The 25,101-nt window shown below is 72.2% G+C and carries 19 protein-coding genes; 10 read left to right on the forward strand and 9 right to left on the reverse strand.

The window, feature by feature from the left end:
• The first annotated feature begins 313 nt into the window (after positions 1-313).
• On the forward strand, positions 314-2,176 hold the full coding sequence (locus AC3WSN_RS09415; RefSeq protein ID WP_492537513.1) for a cation:proton antiporter domain-containing protein: 1,863 nt from the start codon (positions 314-316) through the stop codon (positions 2,174-2,176).
• 8 nt (positions 2,177-2,184) lie between these two features.
• Here AC3WSN_RS09415 and AC3WSN_RS09420 read toward each other — a convergent pair whose 3' ends face one another.
• The gene (locus AC3WSN_RS09420) at positions 2,185-2,592 is read right to left on the reverse strand and encodes a hypothetical protein (RefSeq protein WP_492537514.1); all 408 of its coding nucleotides are present in this window, start codon (positions 2,590-2,592) and stop codon (positions 2,185-2,187) included.
• A gap of 335 nt (positions 2,593-2,927) precedes the next feature.
• Between AC3WSN_RS09420 and AC3WSN_RS09425 the strand changes: the two genes are divergently transcribed.
• Complete coding sequence (locus AC3WSN_RS09425) at positions 2,928-4,103, forward strand: vWA domain-containing protein (protein ID WP_492543056.1); 1,176 nt, start codon at positions 2,928-2,930, stop codon at positions 4,101-4,103.
• 168 nt (positions 4,104-4,271) lie between these two features.
• On the opposite strand, the gene AC3WSN_RS09430 is transcribed toward AC3WSN_RS09425, so the two are convergent.
• Together AC3WSN_RS09430 and AC3WSN_RS09435 are read right to left on the reverse strand one after the other, a co-directional pair.
• Complete coding sequence (locus AC3WSN_RS09430; protein WP_192708394.1) at positions 4,272-4,592, reverse strand: 2Fe-2S iron-sulfur cluster-binding protein; 321 nt, start codon at positions 4,590-4,592, stop codon at positions 4,272-4,274.
• A gap of 161 nt (positions 4,593-4,753) precedes the next feature.
• Positions 4,754-5,074, reverse strand: a complete 321-nt coding sequence (locus tag AC3WSN_RS09435; RefSeq protein WP_192708393.1) for an Hpt domain-containing protein — start codon at positions 5,072-5,074, stop codon at positions 4,754-4,756.
• 288 nt (positions 5,075-5,362) lie between these two features.
• Between AC3WSN_RS09435 and AC3WSN_RS09440 the strand changes: the two genes are divergently transcribed.
• Entirely contained in the window at positions 5,363-12,610 is a 7,248-nt protein-coding gene (locus AC3WSN_RS09440; protein ID WP_492537517.1) for an apolipoprotein A-IV repeat region-like domain-containing protein, read from the forward strand.
• A 105-nt stretch (positions 12,611-12,715) separates the two neighbouring features.
• Here the strand turns inward: AC3WSN_RS09440 and AC3WSN_RS09445 are convergent, their stop codons facing one another.
• The 3 genes from AC3WSN_RS09445 to AC3WSN_RS09455 form a co-directional block, all read right to left on the reverse strand.
• On the reverse strand, positions 12,716-13,156 hold the full coding sequence (locus tag AC3WSN_RS09445; RefSeq protein ID WP_492537519.1) for a DUF1489 family protein: 441 nt from the start codon (positions 13,154-13,156) through the stop codon (positions 12,716-12,718).
• A 67-nt stretch (positions 13,157-13,223) separates the two neighbouring features.
• Complete coding sequence (locus AC3WSN_RS09450) at positions 13,224-14,231, reverse strand: hypothetical protein (protein ID WP_192708390.1); 1,008 nt, start codon at positions 14,229-14,231, stop codon at positions 13,224-13,226.
• Between the two features lie 567 nt (positions 14,232-14,798).
• The gene (locus tag AC3WSN_RS09455; RefSeq protein WP_492537521.1) at positions 14,799-15,539 is read right to left on the reverse strand and encodes a 3-oxoacyl-ACP reductase family protein; all 741 of its coding nucleotides are present in this window, start codon (positions 15,537-15,539) and stop codon (positions 14,799-14,801) included.
• Positions 15,540-15,620: 81 nt separating this feature from the next.
• Between AC3WSN_RS09455 and AC3WSN_RS09460 the strand changes: the two genes are divergently transcribed.
• The 6 genes from AC3WSN_RS09460 (at position 15,621) to AC3WSN_RS09485 (ending at position 21,599) form a co-directional block, all read left to right on the forward strand.
• Complete coding sequence (locus AC3WSN_RS09460) at positions 15,621-16,277, forward strand: TetR/AcrR family transcriptional regulator (RefSeq protein WP_492537523.1); 657 nt, start codon at positions 15,621-15,623, stop codon at positions 16,275-16,277.
• A gap of 255 nt (positions 16,278-16,532) precedes the next feature.
• Entirely contained in the window at positions 16,533-17,690 is a 1,158-nt protein-coding gene (locus AC3WSN_RS09465) for an MFS transporter (protein WP_492537525.1), read from the forward strand.
• Between the two features lie 68 nt (positions 17,691-17,758).
• Positions 17,759-18,907 (forward strand): ABC transporter permease, encoded by a 1,149-nt coding sequence (locus AC3WSN_RS09470; protein ID WP_373622523.1) that lies wholly within the window; start codon positions 17,759-17,761, stop codon positions 18,905-18,907.
• Positions 18,908-18,917: 10 nt separating this feature from the next.
• Positions 18,918-19,715 carry an ABC transporter ATP-binding protein gene (locus AC3WSN_RS09475; protein ID WP_492537527.1) on the forward strand — a complete coding sequence of 266 codons (798 nt, stop codon included), beginning with the start codon at positions 18,918-18,920 and terminating at the stop codon, positions 19,713-19,715.
• A gap of 98 nt (positions 19,716-19,813) precedes the next feature.
• Positions 19,814-20,896 (forward strand): MlaD family protein, encoded by a 1,083-nt coding sequence (locus AC3WSN_RS09480; RefSeq protein ID WP_492537529.1) that lies wholly within the window; start codon positions 19,814-19,816, stop codon positions 20,894-20,896.
• A gap of 121 nt (positions 20,897-21,017) precedes the next feature.
• A complete protein-coding gene (locus AC3WSN_RS09485; protein WP_492537531.1) occupies positions 21,018-21,599 on the forward strand; it encodes an ABC-type transport auxiliary lipoprotein family protein in 582 nt (193 codons plus the stop codon).
• Between the two features lie 7 nt (positions 21,600-21,606).
• Here AC3WSN_RS09485 and AC3WSN_RS09490 read toward each other — a convergent pair whose 3' ends face one another.
• From AC3WSN_RS09490 to thiE, 3 genes are all read right to left on the reverse strand, one after another.
• Positions 21,607-22,233, reverse strand: coding sequence for a helix-turn-helix domain-containing protein (locus tag AC3WSN_RS09490; RefSeq protein WP_192708382.1), 627 nt, complete (start codon positions 22,231-22,233; stop codon positions 21,607-21,609).
• 123 nt (positions 22,234-22,356) lie between these two features.
• Positions 22,357-23,172 (reverse strand): bifunctional hydroxymethylpyrimidine kinase/phosphomethylpyrimidine kinase, encoded by an 816-nt coding sequence (gene thiD / locus AC3WSN_RS09495; RefSeq protein ID WP_492537533.1) that lies wholly within the window; start codon positions 23,170-23,172, stop codon positions 22,357-22,359.
• Positions 23,169-23,879, reverse strand: a complete 711-nt coding sequence (gene thiE, locus AC3WSN_RS09500) for a thiamine phosphate synthase (RefSeq protein ID WP_192708380.1) — start codon at positions 23,877-23,879, stop codon at positions 23,169-23,171. The genes thiD and thiE overlap by 4 nt, the downstream gene beginning before the upstream one ends.
• 222 nt (positions 23,880-24,101) lie before the next feature.
• On the opposite strand from thiE, the gene AC3WSN_RS09505 reads away from it, so the two are divergent.
• On the forward strand, positions 24,102-25,097 hold the full coding sequence (locus tag AC3WSN_RS09505; RefSeq protein WP_192708379.1) for an NUDIX hydrolase: 996 nt from the start codon (positions 24,102-24,104) through the stop codon (positions 25,095-25,097).
• The last annotated feature ends 4 nt before the right edge of the window (positions 25,098-25,101 follow it).

Consider the following 25,101-nt stretch of genomic DNA (forward strand, 5'->3'; position numbering starts at 1 on the left):
CGGGTCCAGTCTCGGGCACGGCCCGGCCGAGCTTAACCCCCGGTTAACTCAGGCGTGTATGCGCGCATTGTGCCGATTTTGCGCCGCGTTGCACGTCTTCACTGCACGCATCCTCTGGATGGCCGTCTGCATCCCGCGTGCCGGTGACCGAAATGTCTCACCCCGGCCGTGTATCCGGCTTGTGTCAGAACGCACCTGCGCGGGACCGATCCGGGACGGAAACCGGTTGCTCCCGCAGGAGCGCCGACCCATGATCGCTAAGCCGTGATCGGCATCCCCGCCGCCCCGAGAGACGAGGTTCGATCCGCCGCCGATGCCAGAGGTCCAGATCTCGGGAGTCCATTCGGGCTCCTACAAGGAAGCGATCCTATTCCTCGTCACGGCGGGCATCGTGGTGCCGCTGTTCCACCGCCTGCGGATCTCGCCGGTTCTCGGCTTCATCGGTGCCGGCGCCCTGCTCGGACCCTTCGGCCTCGGCCGGCTGGCCGACACCTACCCCTCCGTTCACCTCTTCACCATCGGCAACCGCGCCGAGATCGCGCATCTCGCCGAGTTCGGCGTGATCTTCCTGATGTTCATGATCGGGATCGAGCTGTCCTGGGAGCGCCTGCGGATCCTGCGTCGCCTGGTCTTCGGCCTCGGCTCCCTGCAGGTGGGCTGCTCCGCGCTGATCCTCGGGGCGATCCTCTACGGGCTCAACGTGCCGCCCACCGGCGCGGTGATCGTCGGCATCGGCCTCGCCTTGTCGTCGACCGCCGTGGTGCTGCCGGTTCTGGCCGAGCAGAAACGGCTCAATGCGCCCACCGGCCGCACCAGCTTCGCGGTCCTGCTGTTTCAGGATCTGGCGGTGGCGCCGGTCCTGTTCGCCATCGCGGTGCTCGGCCGCGACGATGGCGGCGACAAGGGCTGGGCGCTGGCCATGGCGCTCGGCCAGGCGGCGATCGCGCTGGTGCTGATCGTGGTCGCGGGGCGCCTCGCGCTGCGCCCCCTGTTCCAGCTGGTGGCGCGCACGCGCTCCACGGAGCTGTTCATGGCGGCCTGCCTGCTGGTCATCGTCGGCACGGCGCTGACCGCGGCGGCGAGCGGCCTGTCGATGACCCTGGGCGCCTTCGTGGCCGGCCTGCTGCTCGCCGAGACCGAGTATCGCCGGGCGATCGAGGCGACGATCGACCCGTTCAAGGGCCTGCTGCTGGGCGTGTTCTTCGTCTCGGTGGGCATGAACCTGGACCCGGCCCAGCTCATGGCATCGCCGGGGGCGATCCTCGGCCTGTCCCTGGCGCTGGTCCTGATTAAGGCCGCCGTGGTGATGATGGCAGCCCCCGTCCTGAAGATCCCCCGGCCGGTGGCCCTGGAGACGGCGCTGCTGCTCGGGCCGGGCGGCGAGTTCGCCTACGTGCTGATCGGCGGCGCCATGGCGACCGGGCTGGTGCCGGAAGAGGTCGGGGCGGCCGCCCTGGTGGTCACCACCGTCACGATGATCATGATCCCGGCTCTGGCGGCGATCGGGCGGCGGCTCAAGATGCGGGCGACGGCCAGCGCTCAGGCCGCCGTCAAGGCGGAGCCGTGGCCTGAGCGGGTGGAGAACCGGGTGATCGTGGCGGGCTTCGGCCGCGTCGGCCGACAGGTCGGCGAGATGCTGGAGCGGCACAAGATCCCGTATCTCGCCCTCGATTCCGACGCCGCCCGGGTCGCCGAGCAGCGCCGCGCCGGCGCGCCGGTCTATTTCGGCGACAGCGGTAACACCGAGATGCTGCGCCGCTGCGACATCGCCACGGCCCGGGCCCTGGTGGTGACCCTCGACAATCCGCGCGCCGTCGAGGCGGCGGTGTCGGCGGCCCGCGCGGAGCGGCCGGACCTGACCATCGTGGCCCGTGCCCGCGACGCCCGTCACGCGTCGTCCCTCTACGAACTCGGCGTCGACGACGCGGTGCCAGAGACGATCGAGGCCTCCCTGCAGCTCTCCGAGGCCGTGCTGGTCGATGTCGGCGTGCCGATGGGACTCGTCATCGCGTCGATCCATGAGCGTCGGGACGAGTACCGGACCCTGCTGAAGAAGCGCGAGAACGAGGCGAAGCCGATCTTCCGCGCCCGCCGCACGGTGGGCAAAGCTCTGGGCAAGCCGTCGGCCAAGCGGGAGCCCGAGCGTCAGGAGGTGGCGGCCGGCCAGGAGGCGTGACGGGTCTCTTAGACCGAGGCGCGCTGGGCCTCGTCGTGCTTGGCCCGCCGCGCCACGCGGCTGCGCGGCGCCGGCTCGAACCCGTCGGCGAAGCTGCAGCGGTAGACCAGCTCGTCCGGCGGCCCGAGGCCGGTGACCAGGGGCACCGTCACGGTATCTCCGGAGAAGCGCCAGCCGCGCGCGCCCTTGTCCCAATAGAGCCAGACCGTGCCGGGATAGCCGCGCAGGGTGAACACCGCGGCCTTGCGCGACAGGGCCTGCACGGCCCGCGGCGCGTACATGCCCTTGTCCCGGTAGGCCTCCCGGGTCGCGTCCGGCTGACGGTCCATGAAGGTGTTGCGCACCAGCTGAATCGTCGCCCCCGGCTTCCCGAGAAACCGCTTGAAGTCCGCCAGATTCCGCAGGATGACCGCCATCGCGGGTCTCCTCGCTTGCCCTGCGCGGGCCGCGTTGCCGCGTCCGCACACACTCGATGTACCGAGTTGAGCGATTCCCATGACCGAATGAGTGACCAGGCCAGGCTTGTCCGGGCACATATCAACAGATTCGGCGAGTTATGCCCAGGTTACGAGTCCCATTTGTGCGGAGAGACTCGCGTGGCCGTCTGAATCAGCGCTGTTCATAGCGCTGCATCTTGTCGACCATCCGCGAAGATTCAGAATCGCGGTCTAAAACTCTTCCCGAGCGCGGCACTGCCGTCATCGATTCGCTCGGGCTTGACCCGCGCCTCCGGGTGGCGCGTTCTCCCGGGATGCTGCTGCAGTTCTTCACGGCCCTCCGGGACGCCAAGGTGCCCGTCTCCTTGAAGGAGTACCTGACGCTTCTCGGCGCCCTCGACCGGGGCCTCGCCGGGCACGATGTCGAGGCATTCTATTTCCTGTCGCGCACGGCGCTGGTGAAGGACGAGGCGCATCTCGACCGGTTCGACCGGGTGTTCGGCAAGGTGTTCAAGGGTCTCGAGAGCCTCGGGGAGGCGGTGGAGCCCACACCCATTCCCGAGGAGTGGCTGCGCAAGCTCGCGGAAAAATACCTGACCGAGGCCGAGAAGGCGGAGCTGAAGGCGCTCGGCTGGGACAAATTGTTCGAGACCCTGAAGCAGCGGCTCGCCGAGCAGAAGGGGCGCCACCAGGGCGGCTCGAAATGGATCGGCACCGGCGGCACCTCGCCCTTCGGCGCCTACGGCTACAACCCGGAAGGGATCCGCATCGGCCAGGACGGCAACCGCAACTTCCGGGCGGTGAAGGTCTGGGACAAGCGCGAGTTCAAGGATCTCGACGACGACCGAGAGATCGGCGCGCGCACCATGCGCCTTGCGCTGCGGCGCCTGCGCCGCTTCGCCCGGACCGGCGCGGCCGAGGAACTCGACCTCGACGGCACGATCCGCGAAAGCGCCCGCCAGGGCTACATCGATGTGAAGCTGCGGCCGGAGCGGCGCAATGCCGTGAAGGTGCTGCTGTTCCTGGACGTCGGCGGCTCGATGGACTGGCACATCGAGCAGGCCGAGGCGCTGTTCTCGGCGGCGCGCTCGGAGTTCAAGCACCTCGCGCATTACTACTTCCACAACTGCCCCTACGAGGCGGTCTGGACCGAGAACCGGCGGCGGCACGAGGCGAAGACGCCGCTGCTCGACGTGATCCGCACCTACGGCAGCGACTACCGGCTCGTCTTCGTGGGCGACGCCTCGATGAGCCCCTACGAGATCGCCACAGCCGGCGGTTCGGTGGAGCACTGGAACGCGGAGGCCGGCGCCGTCTGGATGCAGCGGCTCCTCGACCACTTTCCGAAGGCGGCGTGGCTCAACCCCGTCCCCGAGACCCACTGGGGCTACACCCAGTCGATCGGCATGATGCAGCGGCTGGTCTCGGGCCGGATGTACCCGCTGACCCTGGAGGGACTCGACGCGGCGGCGCGGGCGCTTGTGCGATAACAGGTGGGTTTAGGGTCTCACCGCGCGATGCGGGCGGAGGCGATGCCGTCCTTGCGAGCGCAGCGAAGCAATCCAGCGGCGCCACATACACGGATATCGCGCTACCCTGGGTCGCTTCGCTGCGCGCGCGATGACGGGATGTGATCGAACGCCCTGAACGGTGCCGTGTCAGCCCTGCTGGGACGGCGTCGTCACCACGAGGCCGTCCAGCGCCGGCGTGATCTTGATCTGGCAGGATAGGCGGGAATTCTCACGGACGTCGCTGGCGAAATCCAGCATGTCCTGCTCCATGTCCTGCGCCTTGCCGACCGTCTCGATCCAGGCGTCGGCGACGTAGACGTGGCAGGTGGCGCATGCGCAGGCGCCGCCGCACTCCGCATCGATCCCCGGGACGTTATTGCGCAGCGCCGTCTCCATCACGGTCGCGCCGACGCTGCCTTCGACGGTCCGCTCCGTCCCGGCGTGGTCGACGTAGGTGATCTTGGGCATGCTGGGGGCTCCGGGCTCGCGTCGAGCGCACTCTGTCCGACGGGCGGCGTGCCTGCTTGGCGGCTGGAAACGCGGAATGCAAGCGCGGCGGTTGACGCCGGTCCCGGATCGATCGCCGCATTGCAAGAACGCGCGCGTCGAAGGCGCCCGGAGGGCGGCTTTCAGGTCCGCGCGGCCGCGATCTCGGACAGCGCCGCCGTGACCGCGTCCGCGAGGGCGTCGAGGGCGACTGGTCCGGCGCCGGACCGCAGGTGCGTCTCCGCGACGTCGGCCAGCGCGCACACCTGAGCGGCCCCGACCCCGGCGGCCGAGCCCTTGAGCGTGTGGGCGAGGTCGGCGCGCCGGTCCCGCGGCAGGGCCGGATCGGTCAGGCGCGCCAGGATCGACCGGCATTGGCCGGCGAACAGGTCCAGGACCTCGCGGGCGAGGTCGGCGTCGCCGCCGGTCTGCGCATCGAGCTCCGTGCGGTCAATAGCCTGCATGATCCGGCTCCCGACCCCGCATTCTTCTGGGGGTTGTCGGACCGATCCCCATGATTCACCCCCCGATTCGCCACGGGGGGATCGCGCGGACGGGCCCGTCTGCTGCAAGATGGCGCGGCCGAAAGGCGGCGGGCCCGGTAACTATTCGGTTAACGTTTTCTGGGGCCGCACGGTAGCTCGGGTATCGGCAATCGATGCCCGAGTTTAGTCTTGTAATGGTAAACGGGGCGTTGCGTCTCCGGCATAAGCCTCTCCAGGCGCCGGTGAACCCGTGTAACGAGGCGTTGAATGGCGACCGAGAAGAAGCTGAAGGATCCGGCCGAGGCCGCGCTCTCTGCGATCGAGCAGGCGCTGAACCTCGACGCCCTGACGCCGAACGGCACCGATGGCCGCGCCGAGCCGCGCCTGCCCGATGTCGGTGACGCCGATCCGCTCCTCGACGGGACGCTCGACCCGGCCGGCCGGACCATGCCGCCGCGCCTCGACCTCGACGCGCCGCTCGTCTCCGACCTGCCTCCGCCCGGCCTGGAACGCCCGCGGCGCGAGGGCGGGCTCCTGCCTCCTGACCGCTCGCTGGTGGCCAACGACGACCGGCGCAACATCGGCATCCTGCAGCAGACCCTGCGGGTGCGCTCCTCGCCCAAGCCCTACCTGTTCGCGCTCGCCGCCGGCCTCGTCTGGATCGGCGCTCTCGTGCTGATCGCGTGGTCGAAGTCCGAGGGCGACCTGCGCGCCGTCGTCTCGGGCCTGACCGCCCTGCAGGCGAGCGTCGGCGCCGCGGCCCTGTTCGGCCCGGTGGTGCTGTTCGTGATCGCCGCCATGCTGGCGGTGCGCGCCCAGGAGATGCGCCTCGTCGCCCGCGCGGTCGGCGAGGTCGCGGTGCGTCTGGCCGAGCCCGAGAGCTTCTCCACCGACGCGGTCCTGACCATGTCGCAGACGGTGCGCCGCGAGGTGGCGGCGGTCGGCGACGGCGTCGAGCGGGCGCTCGCCCGGGCCGGCGAGCTGGAGACTTTGGTTCGCGGCGAGATCGCCACGCTGGAGCGGGCCTATTCCGACAACGAGATCCGGATCCGCTCCCTCGTCGACGAGCTGGTGGCGCAGCGCGAGGCGATCGTCACGAACGCCGAGCGGGTGCGCAGCGCCATCACCGGGTCGCACCAGAGCCTGAGCCAGGACCTGGAGGGCGCCTCCGACCGGATCGTCTCCGCGGTGACCGGCGCGGGCGAGCGCGTGACCGGCGCGCTGGAAACCCGCGGCGCCGAGATCACCGCCTCCCTGGGCGACGCGGGCGACCGGGTGGTCAGCCTGATGACGGCCCGCGGCAGCGACCTGATCGACAATCTCGCGGCCACCAGCCAGGACGTGCGCGGCACCCTGCAGGAGGTCGGCGAGACTCTGACGCGCGCCTTCGAGAGCCGCGCCGGCGACGCGACCGGCGCCTTCGAGGCTGCCGGCACCGCCCTGGCCGGCCGCCTGTCCGAGAATGCCGGGACCCTCGCCCAGAGCATCGCCGAGACCGGCACGCGCGTGAGTGAGGCGCTGGAGCGTCAGGCCGGCACGGTGCGCGAGAGCTTCGAGCGCTCGGTGACCGGGCTTGAGACCGTGTTCCTGTCGCGCGGCTCGGAGCTGACCGAGCGCTTCGGCACGATGGGTGCCGAGATCACCGCGCGCTTCGCCGAGACCGGCTCCGCCCTCACAGAGGACATCGCCGGCCGCGGCCTGGCGCTCCGCGCCGAGATCGAGAGCGCGGGCCTGTCCGTCGCCGAGACGATCGAGGGCCGCGGGCGCGACGCGCAGGCCGCCCTGGCGCTGGCTGCCAGCGGCGCCGGCGAGACCCTGACGGCGCGCGCCGGCACGGTGCGCGACGCGTTGATCGACACCGCCGAGCGGATTGCCGAGGCGCTCTCGGACCGTGGTAGCGCCCTCACCGACCGCATGGACGGCATCGCTTCGCGCCTGGACGAGACCGTGACGGTGCGGGCTGCGGATCTGGAGAACCGTGTCGCCGACGCGGCCGAGCGTGCGGGCGGCAGCCTCGCGCATCGGACGCAGGAGGCCACAGCGCGCCTGGAGGCCGCCTTCGCGGCTCTCGGGCAGGGTTTCGAGGCCGGGGCCGCCGCCGCGGTCGGCTCCCTGCAGGGCACCGTCGAAGGGCTGTCCGGCGCGCTCGGCGGCCGCGCCGCCGAGGCCGTGCAGATCTTCGAGCGCCGGGTGGCGGAATCTGCCGCCGCGCTCGCGGCGCGCGCGGCCGAAGCCGCCGAGGCGCTGCGCGCCGCCGCCGACCAGGCGGGCAATGCCGCCGAGACGCAGACCCGGGACGCCGCTGCCCGGCTCGCCGGTGCGCTGGAGACCCTGCAGAACGCCTCCGCCGAGGTCACCGGCGCCGTCGAGGCCGAGACCGCGATCCTGACGGCCCGCTTCCGCGACGCCGCCGACCGCGCCGGCACGGAACTCGGCGAGCGCGGCATGGCCGCCGTGTCGGCCGTGCGTGCGGCCCTCGACGATCTCAACCGCGAGCTTGCCGCCCGCACGGGCGACGCCACCGGCAGCCTCGCCGAGGCCGCCCGCGCGGTCTCGGCTGACCTCGCCGCCCGGATCGGCGAGATGGAGGCGGCCTTCGGCGCGCATGGCCGCGGCGTCGCCGAGTTGCTCGCCAGCCACGCCGACGAGACCCAGGCCCGCATCAGCGGCACCGGCCGCGATATCGTGCTCGCGGTGGCGAGCCAGGGTGCCCGCATCGCCGACACGCTCAGCCAGACCGGCGCGAGCTTCGCCGAGACCGCCGACGGCCGGGTCCGCGCGATCGACGAGACGCTGGGCAATCGCCTCGCTGCCCTGCAGGAGACCATCGCCCGCGGCGACATCCTGGCCGACCGGATCGGCCGCGACACGGCGGCCCTGGGCGAGACCGTCGGCGCCCGTCTGGAAGAGATGGACCGGCTGATTGCCGGCAAGGGCCAGGCCGTCGCCGAGACGATCTCGGCCCAGGCCCGCGAGGCCGGCAGCCTGATCGAAACCCAGCTCGGCGGCCTCGAGGCGCGTTCCGCCCAGCGGGCCGCCGAGATCGGTGCGGCCGTGGCCGACCTCGTCAGCCACATCGACGGGCATCTGGGCAGCCGCGTCGGCGCCGTCGACGAGGCGCTGCGCGCCCGCACCGACGAGATGGCGCGGATCATGGCCGAGGGTCACCGCAGCCTGATCGAGATGCTGGAGGGCCGCACCAGCGGCCTCGGCCAGGACATCGCCCGGCACACCGGCGAGATTGCCCGCCGGATCGAGGAGAGCGCCGGCCATTTCGATGCCGGCGTCATCGGCCGCCTCCAGGCGATCGCCGAGACCCTGGACGAGCGCGCGCGCCTCGTCGACGAGAGCTTCGGCGTCCAGGCCTTCGAGGCGATCCGCCTCATCGAAGCCCGCACCCGTGCGGTCGACGAGGAGCTGGCCGGCCGGACCCGCGATCTCGTGGCGATGATCTCCGACCGGACCGGCGGCCTCGACGGCGCCATGGCCGAGCGCGTCCGCGCGCTCACGACGACCATCGCGGACTCCACCCGCGACCTGGAGGCGTCGCTGGCGGCCCGCACGGAGGCCCTCGTCCGGGAGATCGACGAGCGCACGGAGAGCGCCAACGCGGCCCTCACGGCCCACACCGACGCCGTCCGCGCCGCCTTCTCGGAGCGCGCGGAACTCCTCGGTCGCCTCATCGACGAGCGCATCGCCGCCATGTCGGGCGAACTCGACGAGAAGGGTCGGGCCGTGTTCGGGGCGATCGGCAGCCGGATCACCGAACTCGCCCGCCTGCTCGACCGCGGCGGCACGTCGCTCGCCGAGCTGATCGATCAGCGCGGTGAGAGTGTGCTGTCCAAGCTCCAGCAGACCATCGCGGATGCCGAGCGCATGCTCGATGCCGGCGAGGGCCGCCTGGGGCACACCCTCTCGAGCCGCACCGTCGATATCAGCGGCCTGCTCGATGACGGCGTGCGCACGGTCCACACCCTGCTCGACGACCGCACCAACCAGATCCGCGTGATGCTGGACGACCACGCCGGCACCCTGGCCGCGACTCTCGACGGCCGCATGGGCCCGATCAACGAGGCGCTGGACGGCCGCGGCCAGGCGCTGGTCGCCGCCCTGGAGGGCGCGTTCGGCACCGCAAACGGGGCCCTCGAGGACCGGACGCGGCAGCTCGGTAGCCTGTTCGACGAGCGGCTGGGCACCCTGGAAGGCCTGGTGGAGGGGCGTGGCAACCGCCTCGCCGAGACGCTCAGCGCCCGGGCCCAATCCCTGCGCACCCTGTTCGAGGAGGCGCAATCCGCCCTCGACGCGGTGGTGGAGGGCGGCGGCGGCCGCTTCGCCGCCACGGTCGATGCCCGCATCCAGTCCCTGCGCGCGGTGCTGGAGGAGGCGCCTGCCGCCGTCTCCGCACTGGTCGAGACTCGTGAGCGCCAGCTCGCCGCGACCCTCGACGCCCGGACCCAGCGCCTCCAGACCCTGTTCGAGGAGGCCCAGACCGGCCTGCGCGAACTCGTGGACGGGCGCGGCCAGGAGGTCGCCGACGCCATCGCGGTCCGGACCGAGGGCCTGCGCACAACCCTCGACGCTGCGCCTGCCCAGATGGCCGACATGCTGGACACCCGTCTGGCGGACCTGCAGGGCCTGTTCGAGCGGGCGCAGGGCGAGATCGACCGGCTCGTGGACGGCCGTGGCCGCCAGATCGCCGGGACGATCGAGCACCGGACCCAGGCCCTCCAGGCGACGATCGAGAAGGTGAACCCGGCGATTGCGGGCCTGCTCGAGGAGCGCGAGACCCGCCTCGCCGAGACGCTCAAGGAGCATTCGGGCGAGCTGCAGGCCCTGTTCGAGCGGGTGCAGAACCGCCTCGGCACGATCGTCGAGGGCACCGGCCGCGATGTGTCCGAGCGGGTCGACGCGCGCATCGAGGCCCTGCGGTCGACGTTTGAGCAGGCGCGCGCGGCGATCGAGGGCCTCCTGGAGGACCGTAGCCAGGCCCTGGTGGCGGCTGCCGAAGGCCGCACGGGCGCCCTGGTGGAGGTCTTCGACGCCCGCCTGCGTGCTCTCGACGGTGCCGTCGAGGGCCGGACCGGCGCGCTGGTCGAGGCCTTCGACGCCCGACTGCGCGACCTCGATGGTGTCGTGGAGGGCCGCACGGCGGCCCTGGCTCAGGCCGTGGAGGCGCAGAGCGAGGCCCTGGCTCGCGGCGTCGATGCCCGCGCCGACGCCTTTACCCAGCGCATCGACAGCCGCATGCGGCTGTTCGCGACCCTGGTGGCCCAGCGCGCCGATACGCTGGCCACCGCCTTCGACGATCGCCACGACGCCTTCGCGGGTCTCATGGACGAGCGCACGGCAGCCCTGGTTGCCGCCCTCGACGAGCGGGCGCGCGCCCATGCCGAGCAGGTCGACGCTCACAACGCGGCGCTGGCCGAGACGCTCAGCCGCCGCGAGGCTGCCCTGGCGGGCCTGATCGATGCCCGCACCGAGGCTCTCGGGGCCGGGTTCGAGCGCCGGGCCACGGCCCTGGGCGCCCTGGTGGATTCCCGCGGCGAGGCCCTGTCGCGCCGCCTCGCGGAGAGTGCCGAGACCCTGGTCCGCGCCATCGAGGAGCGCGGCGGGGCGCTGCTCGCCAGTGTCGAGGGTAGCGGCCGTGCGGTCGGCGACAGCTTGGACGGCCATGTCGAGCGCCTGCGCACCGCGATCGACGGGCCGATGATGGACCTGTCCCGCGCCCTCGCGGACCGGGCCGAGGCGATCGAGCGGACGCTCGCCGAGACCGGCGTGCCCCTGGCCGAGAGCCTGCGGGAGCGGACCGAGGAGCTGGCCGTGCAGTCCAGGGCCTCGGCCGAGCTGCTGCGCGCCGCCGTCGAGGACGGGGCGGGCCGCACCCTCTCGGAGCTGTTCGAGACCAACGACCGGATGGGCCGGGAGCTGGGCGCCCTGCTCCAGCGGATCGAGGCCGCCAACACTGCCCTCACCGAGCTCGTGGCCGGCGCCGACACCAATCTCGGCGCGATCGAGCAGGGCCTTGCCGGCCGGATCGAGCAGGTCCAGGGCGCTCTGGAGCGCATCGCCGCCGAGACCGGCCGGGCCAGCGCGGGCGTCTCGTCTCAGGTCGAATCCCTGCGAGGTGCCGCCGACGGCGCGCTGCGCGAGGCCGCCCGGTTGGCCGAGACTCTCGACGGCCGCGGCCGCTCGCTCGGCGAGCAGACCGCCGCCCATGTGGCGGCGCTCGACCGGGCCGCGGCCTCGCTGGCCGCGATCGAGGAGCGTCTGGGAACGGCCCTGTCGAGCCGCGAATCCGCGCTGACCCAGGCCATGAGCGCCTTCGAGGCGCGTGCCGCCGCTCTGGAGCAGAACGGCAGCGCCCTCGCGCAGACGATCGAGCAGACGCTGCGCGCGGCCGAGGAGCGCGCCCGCAGCGTGGGCGAGTCCCTGGCCCAGTCGGCCCAGGGCGCCGGCGCCTCGGTGACGAGCGCCTTCGCCGACCTCAAGGACAGCGCCAGCGCCGAGGGCGAGAAGGCCGCCCAGGGCGTCCGACAGGCGATCGAGGAAGCGTCGCGCGAGATGCGCAGCGGCTTCCAGGAGGCCCAGGCCAGCTTCGGCGACTCCTTCTCGGCCCTGCGCGAGATGGCGGGCTCGATCCGCGGCGAGCTCGATGCGACCCGCGCCGAGCTGGCCAAGGGCGTGCTCGAACTGCCGCGCGAGACGCAGGACGCGACCGGCGAGATGCGCCGGGTCGTGGCCGACCAGATCAAGGCGCTCAACGAGCTCTCGTCCCTGGTCTCCCGCTCCGGCCGCAGCGTGGACGTCGCCCAGCCGCAGACCCAGCGCCGGGTCGCCGAGGGCGGCAGCCGCGCCGCGGTGGCCGCGCCGGCCGGCCCGGTCGCCGCAGCGCCTCTCGCGCCGACGGCCTCCGCCGCGCCGGCTCTGCCGGCCCCCGCGGCCGCACCGCGCGCTTCCGCGGCGGCCCCGGCCCGGATCGAGGCGGCGCGCCCGGCCGCCCCGGCCCGCACCGCCGGCCCGGCCCAGGCCGGGGACAAGCGCGGCTGGCTGTCCGACCTGCTGACCCGCGCCTCGCTGGACGACGACGAGGAGGCGGCCCCCGCGGCCGAGGCGCCGGTCACCGCGCAGGCGGGGCGTCGGGCCTCGCCCCCGGCCGCGGCGGAGACCGGACGGATCGCCCTCGACACGATCTCCACCGACATCGCCAAGATGATCGAGCATCGGACCGCGGTCGATCTGTGGGAACGCTACCGGCGCGGCGAGCCCAACCTGTTCGACCCACGGATCTACACGCCGCAGGGCCGGGCGACCTTCGCGGAGATCCAGCGCCGCTACCGGTCGGATGCGGAGTTCCGCCGCAGCGTCGACCGCTACGTCAGCGAGTTCGAGCGCCTGCTCGGCGACGTGCTCAAGAACGACAGCGACGCCAAGCGGACCGACGCCTACCTCACTTCGGAGACCGGCAAGGTCTACACCATGCTGGCCCATGCCAGCGGGCGCTTCGACGGGGCGTAGGACCGATCCCGCCGGGGCCGTTCGCGGCGCCGGCGGGAGGCACGCCAACGGGAGAGACTCATCCAACCCTCCCCCCATCCTGAGGGGCGGACGGGCGTATCCTGGTCACAGCAGGCCGAGGCCGACCAGCTCGCGCCGGAGGGCTTCCGGCATCTCGGCGAGATCGCCCGACGCCTCCGCCCCGAGATCGGCCGGCGCGTCGCCCGCCGTCAGGTAGCGCCAGCCCTGGAACGGCCGGTAGGGCCGGGGCGCCACCGGGACGAGGTGCGGATCGAAGACCAGCCGGCAGCGCGGGATCCCATCCTCGCCGGTCAGCGGCTCGATCGCGGTGATCGCCTGCCGGCACGACAGGGTCCCGCGGATCACCCAGTAGATCGAGCCCTGTCCGGTGATCTCGCGGTGGCGCTTGGGCAGGGTCCGGGTGACGTGGAACGGCGCGGCCGTCCGGCCGTCCCGGAGGGCCTCCGTCAGGAACCGGGCCTGCCGCGCCTCGAGATCGGCGATGGAGGCAGGTCCGACGCAGAGCTTGATCAGGTGCAGGGCCACGGACGCGCGTTCTCAGGTCTCTCGGCAGGGCGGCCCTGATAGCAGGGTCCGCGCCCCGGCGCGCCTGTCAGGCGAACAGGGCGAGCCGCTGCTCCGGCGACAGGGCCTCGATCTCGGCGAGGCTCAGCGCCGGCTCGTCCGATGCCGGGCCCGGCTCCGGGGCCGCCGCGACGAGGGCGGCCCAGTCGAGGACGGCGTCGTCCTCGGCCGGCGCAGCCGCCTCGGTGACCGGGGTCGGTCCGGGCACGCCGACCGCGTCCTCAGTCGCGGGTTCGGCTCCGTCGACCGGCTCGTCGTCCGCCGCGCTGGCCACCGGCAGGAACACCAGATCTTCGTGGAGCGCCGGGCTCCCGGGCCGGGCCACGAGGGCGGCGGCCGTGACGGCCGGGACATCCATGCTGATGTAGCGGTCGATGTCGCTCTGGTTGAGATCGGACGGCTCGGCCTCAGCGCCGGTCGGCTTGACGCCGGGCAGCGGCGGGATGCGCTCCGCGTCGTTGCCCCAGATGGCGATCATCGCCGAGAGCCGGTCCTCGAGGTAGCGCAGCGTGTAGACGATGCGGGCGGTCCGCTGCGCGGTGAGGTCCTGGAACGAGCAGGCGGTGTAGATCGCGGTGGCGTGCCGGTCGAGGGCATCGCAGGCCGACGCGTCGGCTCCGCGCTCGCGGAAGGTCCAGGCCGCCTCCTGGATCGCCTCGGCCGAGCCGAGGATGTCCGAGGTCGCCTGCTCGGTCTCGCGCACGATCGCGTCGAGGGCCAGGGACGCCTGCGTCAGGCGGGTCTGTTCGGTGTTTGTGGCGCTGATCGCCGCGATCTCGGCCTTGGTGCGGCTGATCGCGTCGGCCATGTCGACGAGGTTGCCGCGCAGGTTCCCGAAGGCCTCGTGTCCGCGATCCTCGGTGACGGTCCGCTCGAGGCGGGCGATCGCCCCGAGAAGCACCTCGGTCTCGGCGCCCCGGTTGCGGCGGGCGTGCTCGGCCAGGAACCACCGCCCGCGCTCGGTGGCGGAGATCGCCGCCTCGATGGTCTCGTACTCGGCCGAGGGGCTCGCGCTCAGGCTGGTGGAACCGGACATGAGCTTCCCTGAAGGCGCAATGCAGGCACGGCCCGCGCAGGGCACGGTCCGGAAGCCCGCACTCTGCCAGGGCGCCTTTAACGGGCGCCTAACACTAAATTCTTGATGTGTTTACCGTTCGGCCCTTCGCGCGCGGTCCCGGGAGGACCGTTCCTGGTTATCCGCAACGCGCGGCCTTCGTCCGCCCCGACGCTGATCCGAGGTCATTCCCTGGGACCCGTTGCCGAAATCGGATTTCGCGATCGGCCCCTTCCGAGCAGCCACGCGCGGGCGGCGCCGCCGCGCGACGGGGCGACTCTTGGTCTGGCGGCTCTCGACCCGGTGGTCTGAACGCACCGGCTTACGGCGCGGCCGAGCGGGCTGCTGGTGGTCACGCGCGCCAAGCGCTTCGTCGAGGTTCTCACAGACGCCGACGTGCCACGCCTCGCCTCGGGCCCACACGGTCAGGGTATGGCGGGCTCCAGCCTTGCATAACCGAGCACGAGAGCCGCTCCGTGTGGACGCGGAGCGGCAGAGGCCGATCCTACCCGAGGGAGCCCGAGAGGGGACCGCGTCCGCTGAAGAGGCTCACGCGTTCGCCCCACCATCGACGGTGATGGTGGTGCCGGTGATCTGGCGCGCGGCCGGGCTCGCCAGGAACGCCACCGCGGCCGCGATATCTTCGGGCTTCCCGTAATGGCCGAGCGCGGTCATCGCCCGCTGCATGTCCGATTGCGCGCCATCCGCCGGGTTCATGTCGGTGTCGGTCGATCCCGGCTGCACCAGGTTCACGGTGACGCCGCGCGGACCGAGTTCACGCGCCAGCCCGCGCGTGAACGAGAGCAAGGCCGATTTCGACATCGAGTAGACCGTCACGCCAGGGAACGGGACCCGCTCCCCGAGGCATGAGCCGATGGAGATGATCCGGCCGCCTTCCGTGAGGTGCGGGATGGCCGCCTGCGATGCCAGTACGACGGAGCGGACGTTGACGTCGAGGATGGCGTCGATGTCGGCGAGGCTCATCTCCGCAACCGGTCCGCCACGAGCGATGCCGGCGTTGTTGACGAGGATATTGAGCCCCCCGAGGCGCTCGGCCGCGTCATCGACCGAGCGCTTCACCGCTGATGCGTCGGCGCTGTCGGCCTGGATGGCGATGGCGCGGCGGCCCTTCGCCTCGATGGCGCGCACGATGTCGGCCGCCCGCTCGGCGGAGCGCTCGTAGGTGATGGCGACATCCGCGCCTCGGTCGGCGAGCGCCAGAGCAATGGCGGCGCCGATGCCGCGTGATGCGCCCGTTACCAGGGCGCGCTTGCCAGCCAGTTCGCTCATGCCTCGGTCTTTCTGTAGTGAACGACACATAAACGGCTAGATGCGTTGCGGAGCTGGGTCAAGCGCTTTATATAGCGATCGATGCAGAAATCGTCGTCGCCGTCAGCCGACGCTGAGGCAGCGCCCGCCCGCGGGCGCGGCCGGCCCCGGGCTTTCGACCGTGAGGCTGCTCTGGGGCAGGCGATGCGGTTGTTCTGGTGCCGGGGCTTTGCCGCGACATCCATCTCGGATCTCACGGCGGCAATGGGGATTGGCTCGCCAAGCCTCTACGCGGCGTTCGGGTCGAAGGAGGCACTCTACGCCGAGGCCCTGCGCCACTACGGTGAGCAATACGAGGCGATGGCCTGGGCCAACTTCGCCGCGGCACCGACCGCCCGCGCGGCCGTCGAGGCGCTCCTGATGGATTCGGCCGCTGCGCTCACAGGTTTCTGCGGACGCGAGGAGCCGCTCGGATGCATGGTGACGCTGTCGGCGGCCGGCAGCGAAGGACACGCGGAACTCGGCGAATTGGTGCGGACGGCCCGTGCCGAAGGCCTCAAGAGGGTCGAGGCGCGGCTTCATCGCGCGGTCGCGGAGAACGAGTTCGGTGCCGCAATCGACGTTCCCGCGCTCGCCCGCTACGTGCTCACGGTGCAGAACGGCATGTCGCTCCAGGCCCGCGATGGTGCGAGCCGCGCGGAGCTTGAGGCCGTCGCCCAGCTCACGATGTTGGGGTGGGATGCCCGGGTCGGCCGCTGACGGTCGTCGATCGCTTCGGAGATCCCGCGGAAGCCGCTGACAGGCTGGTCCGGGCGCGTCGCTGCCGCGGTACCGACGGCGGGCATGTCCGCTTTCGCGCTGTGCGCTCGCTGGCATACGCCGTGCCGCGGCTGCGATAACGGACGCCGATGCGTTCAGCCCCTTGACGGGCTCCACGATAACGGGCGCTTACCGGTCGGCCGCCCGCGGGCGCCCCGATGCACCGTCCATCCCAGCCCTCTCCCGAGACCCGCCTTGCTCCGCCCGTCCGGCCCGGCGCGCCTGTCGCTGCTCTACGCCGTCGTCTTCACCGAGATCGGCATCGCGATGCCGTTCATGCCGGTCTGGCTCGACGCGCTCGGCCTCGACGCCGCGGTGATCGGCGTGCTGCTCGCCCTACCGATCGGCACGCGGATTGTCGCCACGGCTCCGCTCATGAGCCTGCTCGACCGCGGCCTCGGGCCGCGCCGGCTGATCATGCTGGGCAGCCTCGCGGTCGGCCTGACCTACGCGCTGATGCCCGCCGCCGCGGGCATCGGCTGGCCCTGCCTCGCCGGGCTGGTGGTGCTCAATGCCGTGGCCGGTGCGCCGCTCGTGCCCTGCATCGACTACCTGACGCTGGCGGCCGTACGCCGCGATGCCCGCCTCGCCTATTCGCGGATCCGGATGGCGGGCTCGGTCGCGTTCCTGCTGGCGAACCTCGCGGGCGGCCTGCTGCTGACGGCGCTGGGCGGCCGGCTCGCGGTGCCGCTGCTGCTGACCGGCCTGGCCCTGTCGGCCTCCCTGGTGGCTTGGCGCAGCCGCTCGGTGGCGGGCCTGCCGCAGGCGCCGGAGGGGGCCGGACGGCCGCGTCTGCCGCGCGCGCTGTGGCTGTGCATCGGCGCCGCCGCCGCCATCCAGGCGAGCCACGGCGCGATCTACGGGTTCGGCAGCATCTACTGGACGAGCCAGGGCATCCCGGCGGCCTGGGTCGGATCGCTCTGGGCGACCGGCGTGCTCGCCGAGATCGTGCTGTTCGCCGCCATGCCGACCCTGCCGGCGCCCTGGCGCAGCCCGGTGCGGCTCCTTGCCCTCGGCGGGACCGCCGCGATCCTGCGGGCGGTCGGCATGTTCCTCCTCGGCGACCACCTTGCCGCCCTGGTGCCGCTCCAATGCCTGCACGGCCTGACCTTCGGGGCGACCCAGCTCGGGGCCATGGCGGCGGTCTCGGCCTACGCCCCGGACGGCGCCCGCGGGCGGGCACAGGGCACGCTCAGCGCGGTCAATGCCGGCATCTCCGTGGGCGCGACCCTGGTCAGCGGCCTCGCCTACCGGGCCGGCGGCCCCCTCGCCTTCCTGCTGATGGCGCCGCTGGCCGCAGCCGGCCTCGGGCTCGCCGTCGCATCCGGACGGGCGGCCCGTCGCGCGGGGTGACGTTGGACACGCTTCATCAACCGTAATGTCGACATAACCACACGGCAGGGTGGTGCCTCGATCGAGGAGTGAGGGTCTTGCTGAGCGAGGGCACTGTTGCCGGCGCCGGGCTGCGGGACCGGCCGGCCGATGGCCGGCTGGCGCTCGATGGCCGCTGGACCGCCGACCAGGCACCGACCGTCGAGGCAACGGCCGCGCGCATCGCCGCGGCCGGCCGCGCCGGTCCGGTGGCGGTCGACCTGTCGGCGATCGAACGGCTCGACACGCTCGGCGCCTGGGTGCTGGAGCGGACCCGCGTCGAGATCGAGCAGGCGGGCAGCACCCTGACCTATCTCGGCGCCCGGCCGGAGCACCGCACCCTGCTCGGCGAGGTCCGGCTTCGCGAGCCCGACGCCGCGCCGACGCGGCGGCATGGCCCGGTCGTCGGCCTGCTCGACGCCACCGGGCGGCAGACCGTGCGCGGCGGGCAGGAATTCGTCACCGCCCTCGCCTTTCTGGGCGAGCTGATCGCCGCGTGCGGGCGCGTCGCCCTGCGACCCGGCACGTTCCGCGGCAACGCCCTGATCAATCAGATCCAGCAGGTGGCGCTCAACGGGACGCCGATCATCGTGCTGATCTCGTTCCTGGTCGGCGGCATCGTCGCCCAGCAGGGCATCTTCCAGCTCCAGCGCTTCGGCGCCCAGACCTTCGTGGTCAACCTGATCGGCCTGCTGATCCTGCGCGAGATGGGCGTGCTCCTGACCTCGATCATGGTCGCAGGCCGCTCCGGCTCCGCGATCACCGCCGAGATCGGCTCCATGCGCATGCGCGAGGAGGTCGATGCGCTCCGGGTCATGGGCCTCGACCCGGTCGAGATCCTGATCGTGCCGCGGGTCCTCGCCCTGATGATCGGCCTGCCGATGCTGACGCTGATCGGCGACCTTTCGGCTCTCGCGGGCGGCGGCCTCACCGCGATGCTCTACGGCGGGCTGACGCTCGACCAGTTCCTGGCCCGGCTCCAGGCGGCGGTCGGCGTCCACCACGTGATGGTCGGCCTGATCAAGGCGCCGTTCATGGCGCTGACCATCGGGGTGATCGCCACGATCGAGGGCTTCGCCGTGGAGGGCTCGGCGGAATCCCTCGGCCGCCACGTCACCGCCTCGGTAGTGAAGTCCATCTTCATGGTCATCGTCCTCGATGGCCTGTTCGCGGTCTTCTTCGCCGCGATCGATTTTTGAGACCGCCGCGATGACCGCCCCGCTGGACGCCCCTCGCCCGATCATCCGCGTGCGCGACCTCGTGGTCGGCTTCCGCGACCGCAACATCCTGAAAGGTCTGAGCCTCGACATCCGCGCCGGCGAGATCCTGGGCTTCGTCGGGCCTTCGGGGCAGGGCAAGTCGGTCCTCACCCGGACGATCCTGGGCCTCAACCCGAAGCGGGCGGGCACGATCGAGGTGTTCGGCCGCGACGTCGATGAGCTGACCTACGCGGAGCGGCGGCGGATGGAGCAGCGCTGGGGCGTGCTGTTCCAGCAGGGCGCCCTGTTCTCGGCGCTCACCGTCAAGCAGAACATCCAGGTGCCGATGCGCGAGCACCTGAACCTGTCCGAGCGCCTGCTCGACGAGTTCGCCCGGCTCAAGATCGAGATGGTCGGCCTGAAGCCCGACGCCGCCGACAAGCTGCCCTCGGAACTCTCCGGCGGCATGATCAAGCGCGCGGCGCTCGCCCGCTCCCTGGCCCTCGATCCCGAGATCCTGTTCCTCGACGAGCCGACCTCGGGCCTCGACCCGATCGGCGCCGGCGAGTTCGACGACCTCGTCTCGACCCTCAAGGAGACGCTGGGACTGACCGTCTTCATGGTCACCCACGACCTCGACAGCCTCTACACCGCCTGCGACCGCATCGCCGCCCTCGGCGACGGCCAAATCATCGCGGCCGGCACGATCGACGAGATGCTGGCGAGCGACCATCCCTGGCTGCGCTCGTACTTCCACGGCAAGCGCGCCCGGACCATCGCCACGGGCGGCACGGCCCTGCATGCCTGAGCGCCGCCCCACCCCAATCCCGCCCCGCTCCCGTCCGGGAGCCGGGGCCAGAGGCCCGGCCGGACCCCGTCCGCCGGGCAGAACCGCAGGCTGACCGCATGGAAACCCGCGCGAACTACGCCCTGATCGGGGCCTTCACGATCGCCGTCATCCTGGCGGGCTTCGGCACCGTGCTGTGGCTCTCCGGCGGATCGTCGCGGCAGGTCAGCCAGACCGTCCGCATCGTCTTCTCGGGCTCGGTCGGCGGCCTGTCCCGCGGCTCGAGCGTGAACTTCAACGGCATCAAGGTCGGCGAGGTCACCGACATCCGCCTCGCGCCGCAGGACCCGCGCCGGGTGCTCGCCCAGATCAAGGTCGAGCCCGCGACCCCTCTCCGGGCCGACACCCGCGCCCGTCTGGACTCGGCGATGCTGACCGGCGTCTCGGTCATCTCGCTCTCCGGCGGCAACGCCGACGCGCCGGTGCTGACGCCGATGGCCAACGGCGAGCCGCCGACGATCTTCGCCGATTCCTCCGACATGCAGGACATGATGGCTCTGGCTCGCCAGGTCGCGCAGCGGGCCGACGACATGCTGGCCCGCCTCGACCGGCTCGTCTCCGCCAATGAGGGCGCGATCAACCGCTCGCTCACCAACGTCGAGACCTTCTCGAAGACGCTGGCTGATGCCGGCCCGAACATCTCGGCGCTGGTCAAGGCGGTGGACGGGGTGAAGCTCGGCCACGTGATCGACAACGCCGACCGCTTCTCGGCGGCCCTGTCCAAGGCGAGCCCCGATATCGAGGCGGGCCTGCACGATGCCCGATCGCTCGCTGCCAAGCTCAACGCCTCGGCCGACAAGATCGACGCGGTGCTCAACGGCGCGCAGGGCTTCCTGGGTTCCGCCTCCGGTCAGGAGGGCTCCAGCACCTTCGCGGAGATCCGCGCCGCCGCGATCTCGGTGCGCGACGCCGGCAAGGCGTTCCGGACCATGTCGGAGAACCTCGACAAGCGCACTGCCAGCATCTCGACGAATTTCGGCCGCCTGAGCGGCACCGGCCGTCGGGAGGTCGAGGCCCTCTCGGGCGACGGCCAGCGGACGCTGAGCACCCTCAACCGCACGGTGCGCAGCCTGGAGCGCGACCCGAGCCAGGTGATCTTCGGCGGCAAGCCATCGTTGCCGGAATACAACGGCGGCCGCTGAAAACGTGCGGATCCGGACGGATGTGTCCGGGCGCACGGCACAGATGCCAAAGCGGATTAGTTTTAACCGCACAGCTTATACAGCTCCGCCGCACGCCGGTGGGGCTTCTCAGGTTATGTGTATGGTCCGCTCGTCCCACATGGCCGCCGCTGCGCTGCTCGCCGCCCTTCTTGGCGGCTGCGGCGGCGGCGCGGTGCCCCTCACCTTCGACCTCGAGGCGCTGCCGCCGACGGGGCGGCCCGTCATGGCAGGCCGCTCGATCGCGGTGTCCGAACCTGTGGGGATCCAGCCTTTCGAGGCCGACCGGATCATCGTGCGCGAGAACGGCGGCGCGCTCTCCTTCCTGGGTGGCGGCCAGTGGGCCGACCGGCTGCCGCGCCTGATCCAGACGCGGATCATCCAGAGCCTGGAGAATTCCGGGCGGCTGCGCTCGGTGAGCCGGCCGGGCGACAAGGTCGTGGCCGATTATCAGCTGATCAGCGAGATCCGCGCCTTCGACGTCCAGGCCGGGACCGGCGAGGCGGTGGTCGACCTGTCGTTCAAGCTCGTGGCCGACGGCACCGGCAAGGTGACGGCCGCGCGGATCTTCACGGCCCGGGTGCCGGTGGCCAAGATCGATGCCGGCAACGGCGCCCGCGCCCTCGATCAGGCGCTGGTGACCGTGCTGGCCGACGTGGTGCGCTGGGTGAATACGGGGCGCTGAGGGCGCCTCACTCCATCACGGCGGCCTTCATGATCACCACCATGGTGGCGCGGGCCGGCCCCTCGGTGCAGCGCACGAGGTGGGGCCGGTCGCAGCGGTAGCGCAGGGTCTCGCCGGTCCGCGCGCGCTGCACGACGCCGCCGATCTCGACCTCGAACGCCCCCTCAGAGACCGACAGCGACTCCACCGACCCGCGCTGGTGCGGGTCCGAGTCGAGGACGCCGCCGGGATCGGCCGTGACCTCGTACCATTGCAGCCACTCGATCGTCTTGAGCCAGCCGATGATCGCCAGCCGCACTTTGCCGTCCTCGGAGACCAGGATCGGCGTGTCCGCCCGCGAGGTCTTCTCGATGAACGGTTCCTCGTCGCCGGCCGCCAGAACCCGCTCGATGGACACGTCGAGGGCCTGGGACAGGCGCCAGATCGTCGCCAGCGTCGGGTTGGTCTCGTTGCGCTCGATCTGGCTGATGATCGACTTGGCCACGCCCGACTGCTCGGCGAGTTCCGAGAGCGAGAGATTGTAGGCCTTCCGCAGCCGCTGGATGGTCTTGCCGAGCTGCCCTGAGAGCGCCTGCGCCCCGGTCAGCAGGTCGCGCCCGCGCCCCCGTTCGGGCCGTTCCGCTTGGTCCTGCATCGTCACCGGTCCGTCTGCACCGTTCCGTTATCCGAACGATCGTACGCTTCTTCAAACGCAATCATCGCGCGGTTGCAAGGCGGATATGGCGGCGACGGGCGGAAAGCCGTGGTCTCGGTCGACCTACGGCCAGAGATTGTGGAAGTGGTGGACCGGCCCGTGTCCCGCCCCGATCGCCAGCCGGTCCGCCGCGGCGAGGGCGGCCGTGAGGTAGTCCTTGGCCGCCGCCACCGCCGACGGCAGCGTCAGGCCCTGGGCGAGCCCGGCCGCGACTGCGGCCGAGAGGGTGCAGCCGGTGCCGTGGGTGTTCGCTGTCGCGATCCGCGGCGCCGCCAGGGTGCGCAGGGTCCCGTCGGCCGTGACCAGGTGGTCGATGCTCTCGCGGCCGTGCCCGTGGCCGCCCTTGATCAGAACCGCCCGGGCGCCGAGGGCCACGAGGCGCCGGCCCTGGGCCACCGCGGTCGCCGCATCCTCGGCCACCGACTCGCCGAGCAGCACCGCCGCCTCCGGCAGGTTGGGGGTGATCAGGTCGGCCCGCGTCAGCAGCCGGTCGCGGAGCACCGCCACGGCCTCGTCGGCGATCAGCCGGTCGCCGCTGGTGGCCACCATCACGGGGTCGAGCACCACCGGTATCGTCCCGGCGTGACGGGCGAGGCCGTCGGCGACCGCGGCGATCACCGCAATCCTGGACAGCATGCCGATCTTCACGGCCTTCACGGCGAGATCGGAGAACACGCTGTCGATCTGCCGGGTCACGAACTCCGCCGGCACGTCGTGGATGCCCTGGACGCCGAGGGTGTTCTGCGCGGTCAGCGCCGTGACGACGCTGGCGCCGTAGACCCCGAGCGCCGAGAAGGTCTTGAGATCCGCCTGGATTCCGGCGCCGCCGCCGGAATCCGAGCCCGCGACGGTGACGGCGATCGGGGCAGGTCCGCTCATCGTGCCTGCGCCCGGTCAGACAGGGCGGCGTCGATCCGGGCGCGCAGCGCCCGGGCGTGCTGCCGGACCGGCTCCGCACCGAACAGCGCGGTGATCACCGCCACACCGTCCGCGCCCGCGGCGATCACGTCGGCGGCGTTCTCCAGGCCGATCCCCGCGATGGCACCGAGCGGCAGGCCCGCGCCCCGGGCGAGCCGGGCCCGGAAGGCGATGCTGGAAAAGCCCTCCAGGCCGACCGGCGGGTCGGGATTGTCCTTGCTGGTGGTGGCGAACACGCCGCCGATGCAGGCGTAGTCGACGGGCAGCCGATACAGCTCGTCGGCCTGCGCCGCCTTCTTCACGGTGAGGCCGATGATCGCGCCCTCCCCGAGGAGGCGGCGCGCATCGGCCGGGTGAAGATCGCTCTGACCGAGATGCACGCCATCCGCGCCGGCCGCCAGGGCGAGGTCGATCCGGTCGTTGACGAGCACCGGCACCCGGCCGCCCACCGCTTCCTGGATCGCCCGGATCCGCGCGAGGGCGGCGCGGGCATCCGGGATGTCCTTCTCGCGGTACTGCAGCAGGGTGCAGCCCCCCGCCACCGCTTCGGCGCCGAGCTGCGCCAGCCGCGCGCCGTCCGTGCCGCACACCCCGACGTCGAGCAGCCCGTACAGGCGCAGGTCGACCGGGCGGCTCCCGCCCGCTGGCGCATTCGTGCTCGCTGGCATCGTCGTCGCTCGCCCTTGCCGGACCCGCCCTGCGCCGGCCCCGTGCCGGCCCTCTCGGGCGCCCCTGTTTGGGCAGGCCCCGTCGCCTTGGCAAGCGGACTCGGTCAGCGCCCCGGCGCGGCACCGTCATACGGTGGCGTTGACGTGGCACGATCCTGTACCCCTATAGGTGTGATCCGCCGCCGAGCGCGGCGCATCCGGGGGAGAGGCGGTCGAGGGACGATGGATGTTGCCGCGGCGCAGACGGGTGCGCGCGGGGCGCAGGCCCCGCCGGAGCGCTCCTCCGTAGGCCTCGTCGCGGTGATCGTCGCCGCGACCAAGGGGGAACCGCGCGCCCTGACGATCCGGGTGCCCGATCAGGCGTCGGGCCGCGGCGACGGCCTGCCGGCCGGCCCCCTCGTCCCCGAGCACGCCACCCTGGAGCGCGGCCTGCGCGCCTGGGTGGAGCGGCAGACGCATCAGCGCCTCGGCTACGTCGAGCAGCTCTACACCTTCGGCGACCGCGACCGCTCCGGGACCGCCGACATGTCGGAGGTGCACTCCCTGTCGGTGGCCTATCTGGCCCTCGTCCGCGAGGAGCGGCCGGCCGGCCTCGCCGAGGCGGCGTGGCAGAACTGGTACCGGTACCTGCCCTACGAGGATTTCCGGCAGGGCCGCCCGCGCCAGCTCGACGCTATCGAGGCGCGGCTCGCCGCCTGGGCGGCCGAGCCCGAGGATTGCGCCACCCGGACCCGCCGCCTCGACCGGCTCGGCCTGACCTTCGGCATGAACGGCGGCACCTGGAACGAGGAGCGGGTGCTGGAGCGCTACGAGCTGCTGTTCGAGGCCGGGCTGATCCCGGAGGCGCGGGGCAATCCCGGCCCGGCCCTGCCGAACGATCCGACCGGCGTGCCCATGGCCTTCGACCACCGCCGGGTGCTGGCCACCGCGATCGGGCGCCTGCGCGGCAAGATCAAGTACCGCCCGGTGGTGTTCGAGCTGATGCCGCCGGAATTCACCCTGCTGCAGCTGCAGAAGACCGTGGAGGCCCTGTCGGGGACGCAGCTGCACAAGCAGAATTTCCGCCGGCTCGTGGCGCAGCAGGGGCTGGTCGAGGAGACCGAGAGCGTCACCAGCGGCGCTGCCGGCCGGCCGGCGCGGCTGGTGCGTTTCCGCCGGGAGGTGCTGCTGGAGCGCCCCGCCCCGGGCCTGCGGCTGCCGTCGCGGCGGGTCGGGTGACGGC

This window comes from Methylobacterium sp. FW102-HT35C08 (genome assembly GCF_058790235.1).

Bases quoted from the DNA above. Each gene is read 5' to 3' on its own strand.
- AC3WSN_RS09415 (WP_492537513.1), top strand. From the start codon at position 314: ATGCCAGAGGTCCAGATCTCGGGAGTCCATTCGGGCTCCTACAAGGAA.
- AC3WSN_RS09420 (WP_492537514.1), bottom strand. From the start codon at position 2,592: ATGGCGGTCATCCTGCGGAATCTGGCGGACTTCAAGCGGTTTCTCGGG.
- AC3WSN_RS09425 (WP_492543056.1), top strand. From the start codon at position 2,928: ATGCTGCTGCAGTTCTTCACGGCCCTCCGGGACGCCAAGGTGCCCGTC.
- AC3WSN_RS09430 (WP_192708394.1), bottom strand. From the start codon at position 4,592: ATGCCCAAGATCACCTACGTCGACCACGCCGGGACGGAGCGGACCGTC.
- AC3WSN_RS09435 (WP_192708393.1), bottom strand. From the start codon at position 5,074: ATGCAGGCTATTGACCGCACGGAGCTCGATGCGCAGACCGGCGGCGAC.
- AC3WSN_RS09440 (WP_492537517.1), top strand. From the start codon at position 5,363: ATGGCGACCGAGAAGAAGCTGAAGGATCCGGCCGAGGCCGCGCTCTCT.
- AC3WSN_RS09450 (WP_192708390.1), bottom strand. From the start codon at position 14,231: ATGTCCGGTTCCACCAGCCTGAGCGCGAGCCCCTCGGCCGAGTACGAG.
- AC3WSN_RS09455 (WP_492537521.1), bottom strand. From the start codon at position 15,539: ATGAGCGAACTGGCTGGCAAGCGCGCCCTGGTAACGGGCGCATCACGC.
- AC3WSN_RS09460 (WP_492537523.1), top strand. From the start codon at position 15,621: ATGCAGAAATCGTCGTCGCCGTCAGCCGACGCTGAGGCAGCGCCCGCC.
- AC3WSN_RS09475 (WP_492537527.1), top strand. From the start codon at position 18,918: ATGACCGCCCCGCTGGACGCCCCTCGCCCGATCATCCGCGTGCGCGAC.
- AC3WSN_RS09480 (WP_492537529.1), top strand. From the start codon at position 19,814: ATGGAAACCCGCGCGAACTACGCCCTGATCGGGGCCTTCACGATCGCC.
- AC3WSN_RS09485 (WP_492537531.1), top strand. From the start codon at position 21,018: ATGGTCCGCTCGTCCCACATGGCCGCCGCTGCGCTGCTCGCCGCCCTT.
- AC3WSN_RS09490 (WP_192708382.1), bottom strand. From the start codon at position 22,233: ATGCAGGACCAAGCGGAACGGCCCGAACGGGGGCGCGGGCGCGACCTG.
- thiD (WP_492537533.1), bottom strand. From the start codon at position 23,172: ATGAGCGGACCTGCCCCGATCGCCGTCACCGTCGCGGGCTCGGATTCC.
- thiE (WP_192708380.1), bottom strand. From the start codon at position 23,879: ATGCCAGCGAGCACGAATGCGCCAGCGGGCGGGAGCCGCCCGGTCGAC.
- AC3WSN_RS09505 (WP_192708379.1), top strand. From the start codon at position 24,102: ATGGATGTTGCCGCGGCGCAGACGGGTGCGCGCGGGGCGCAGGCCCCG.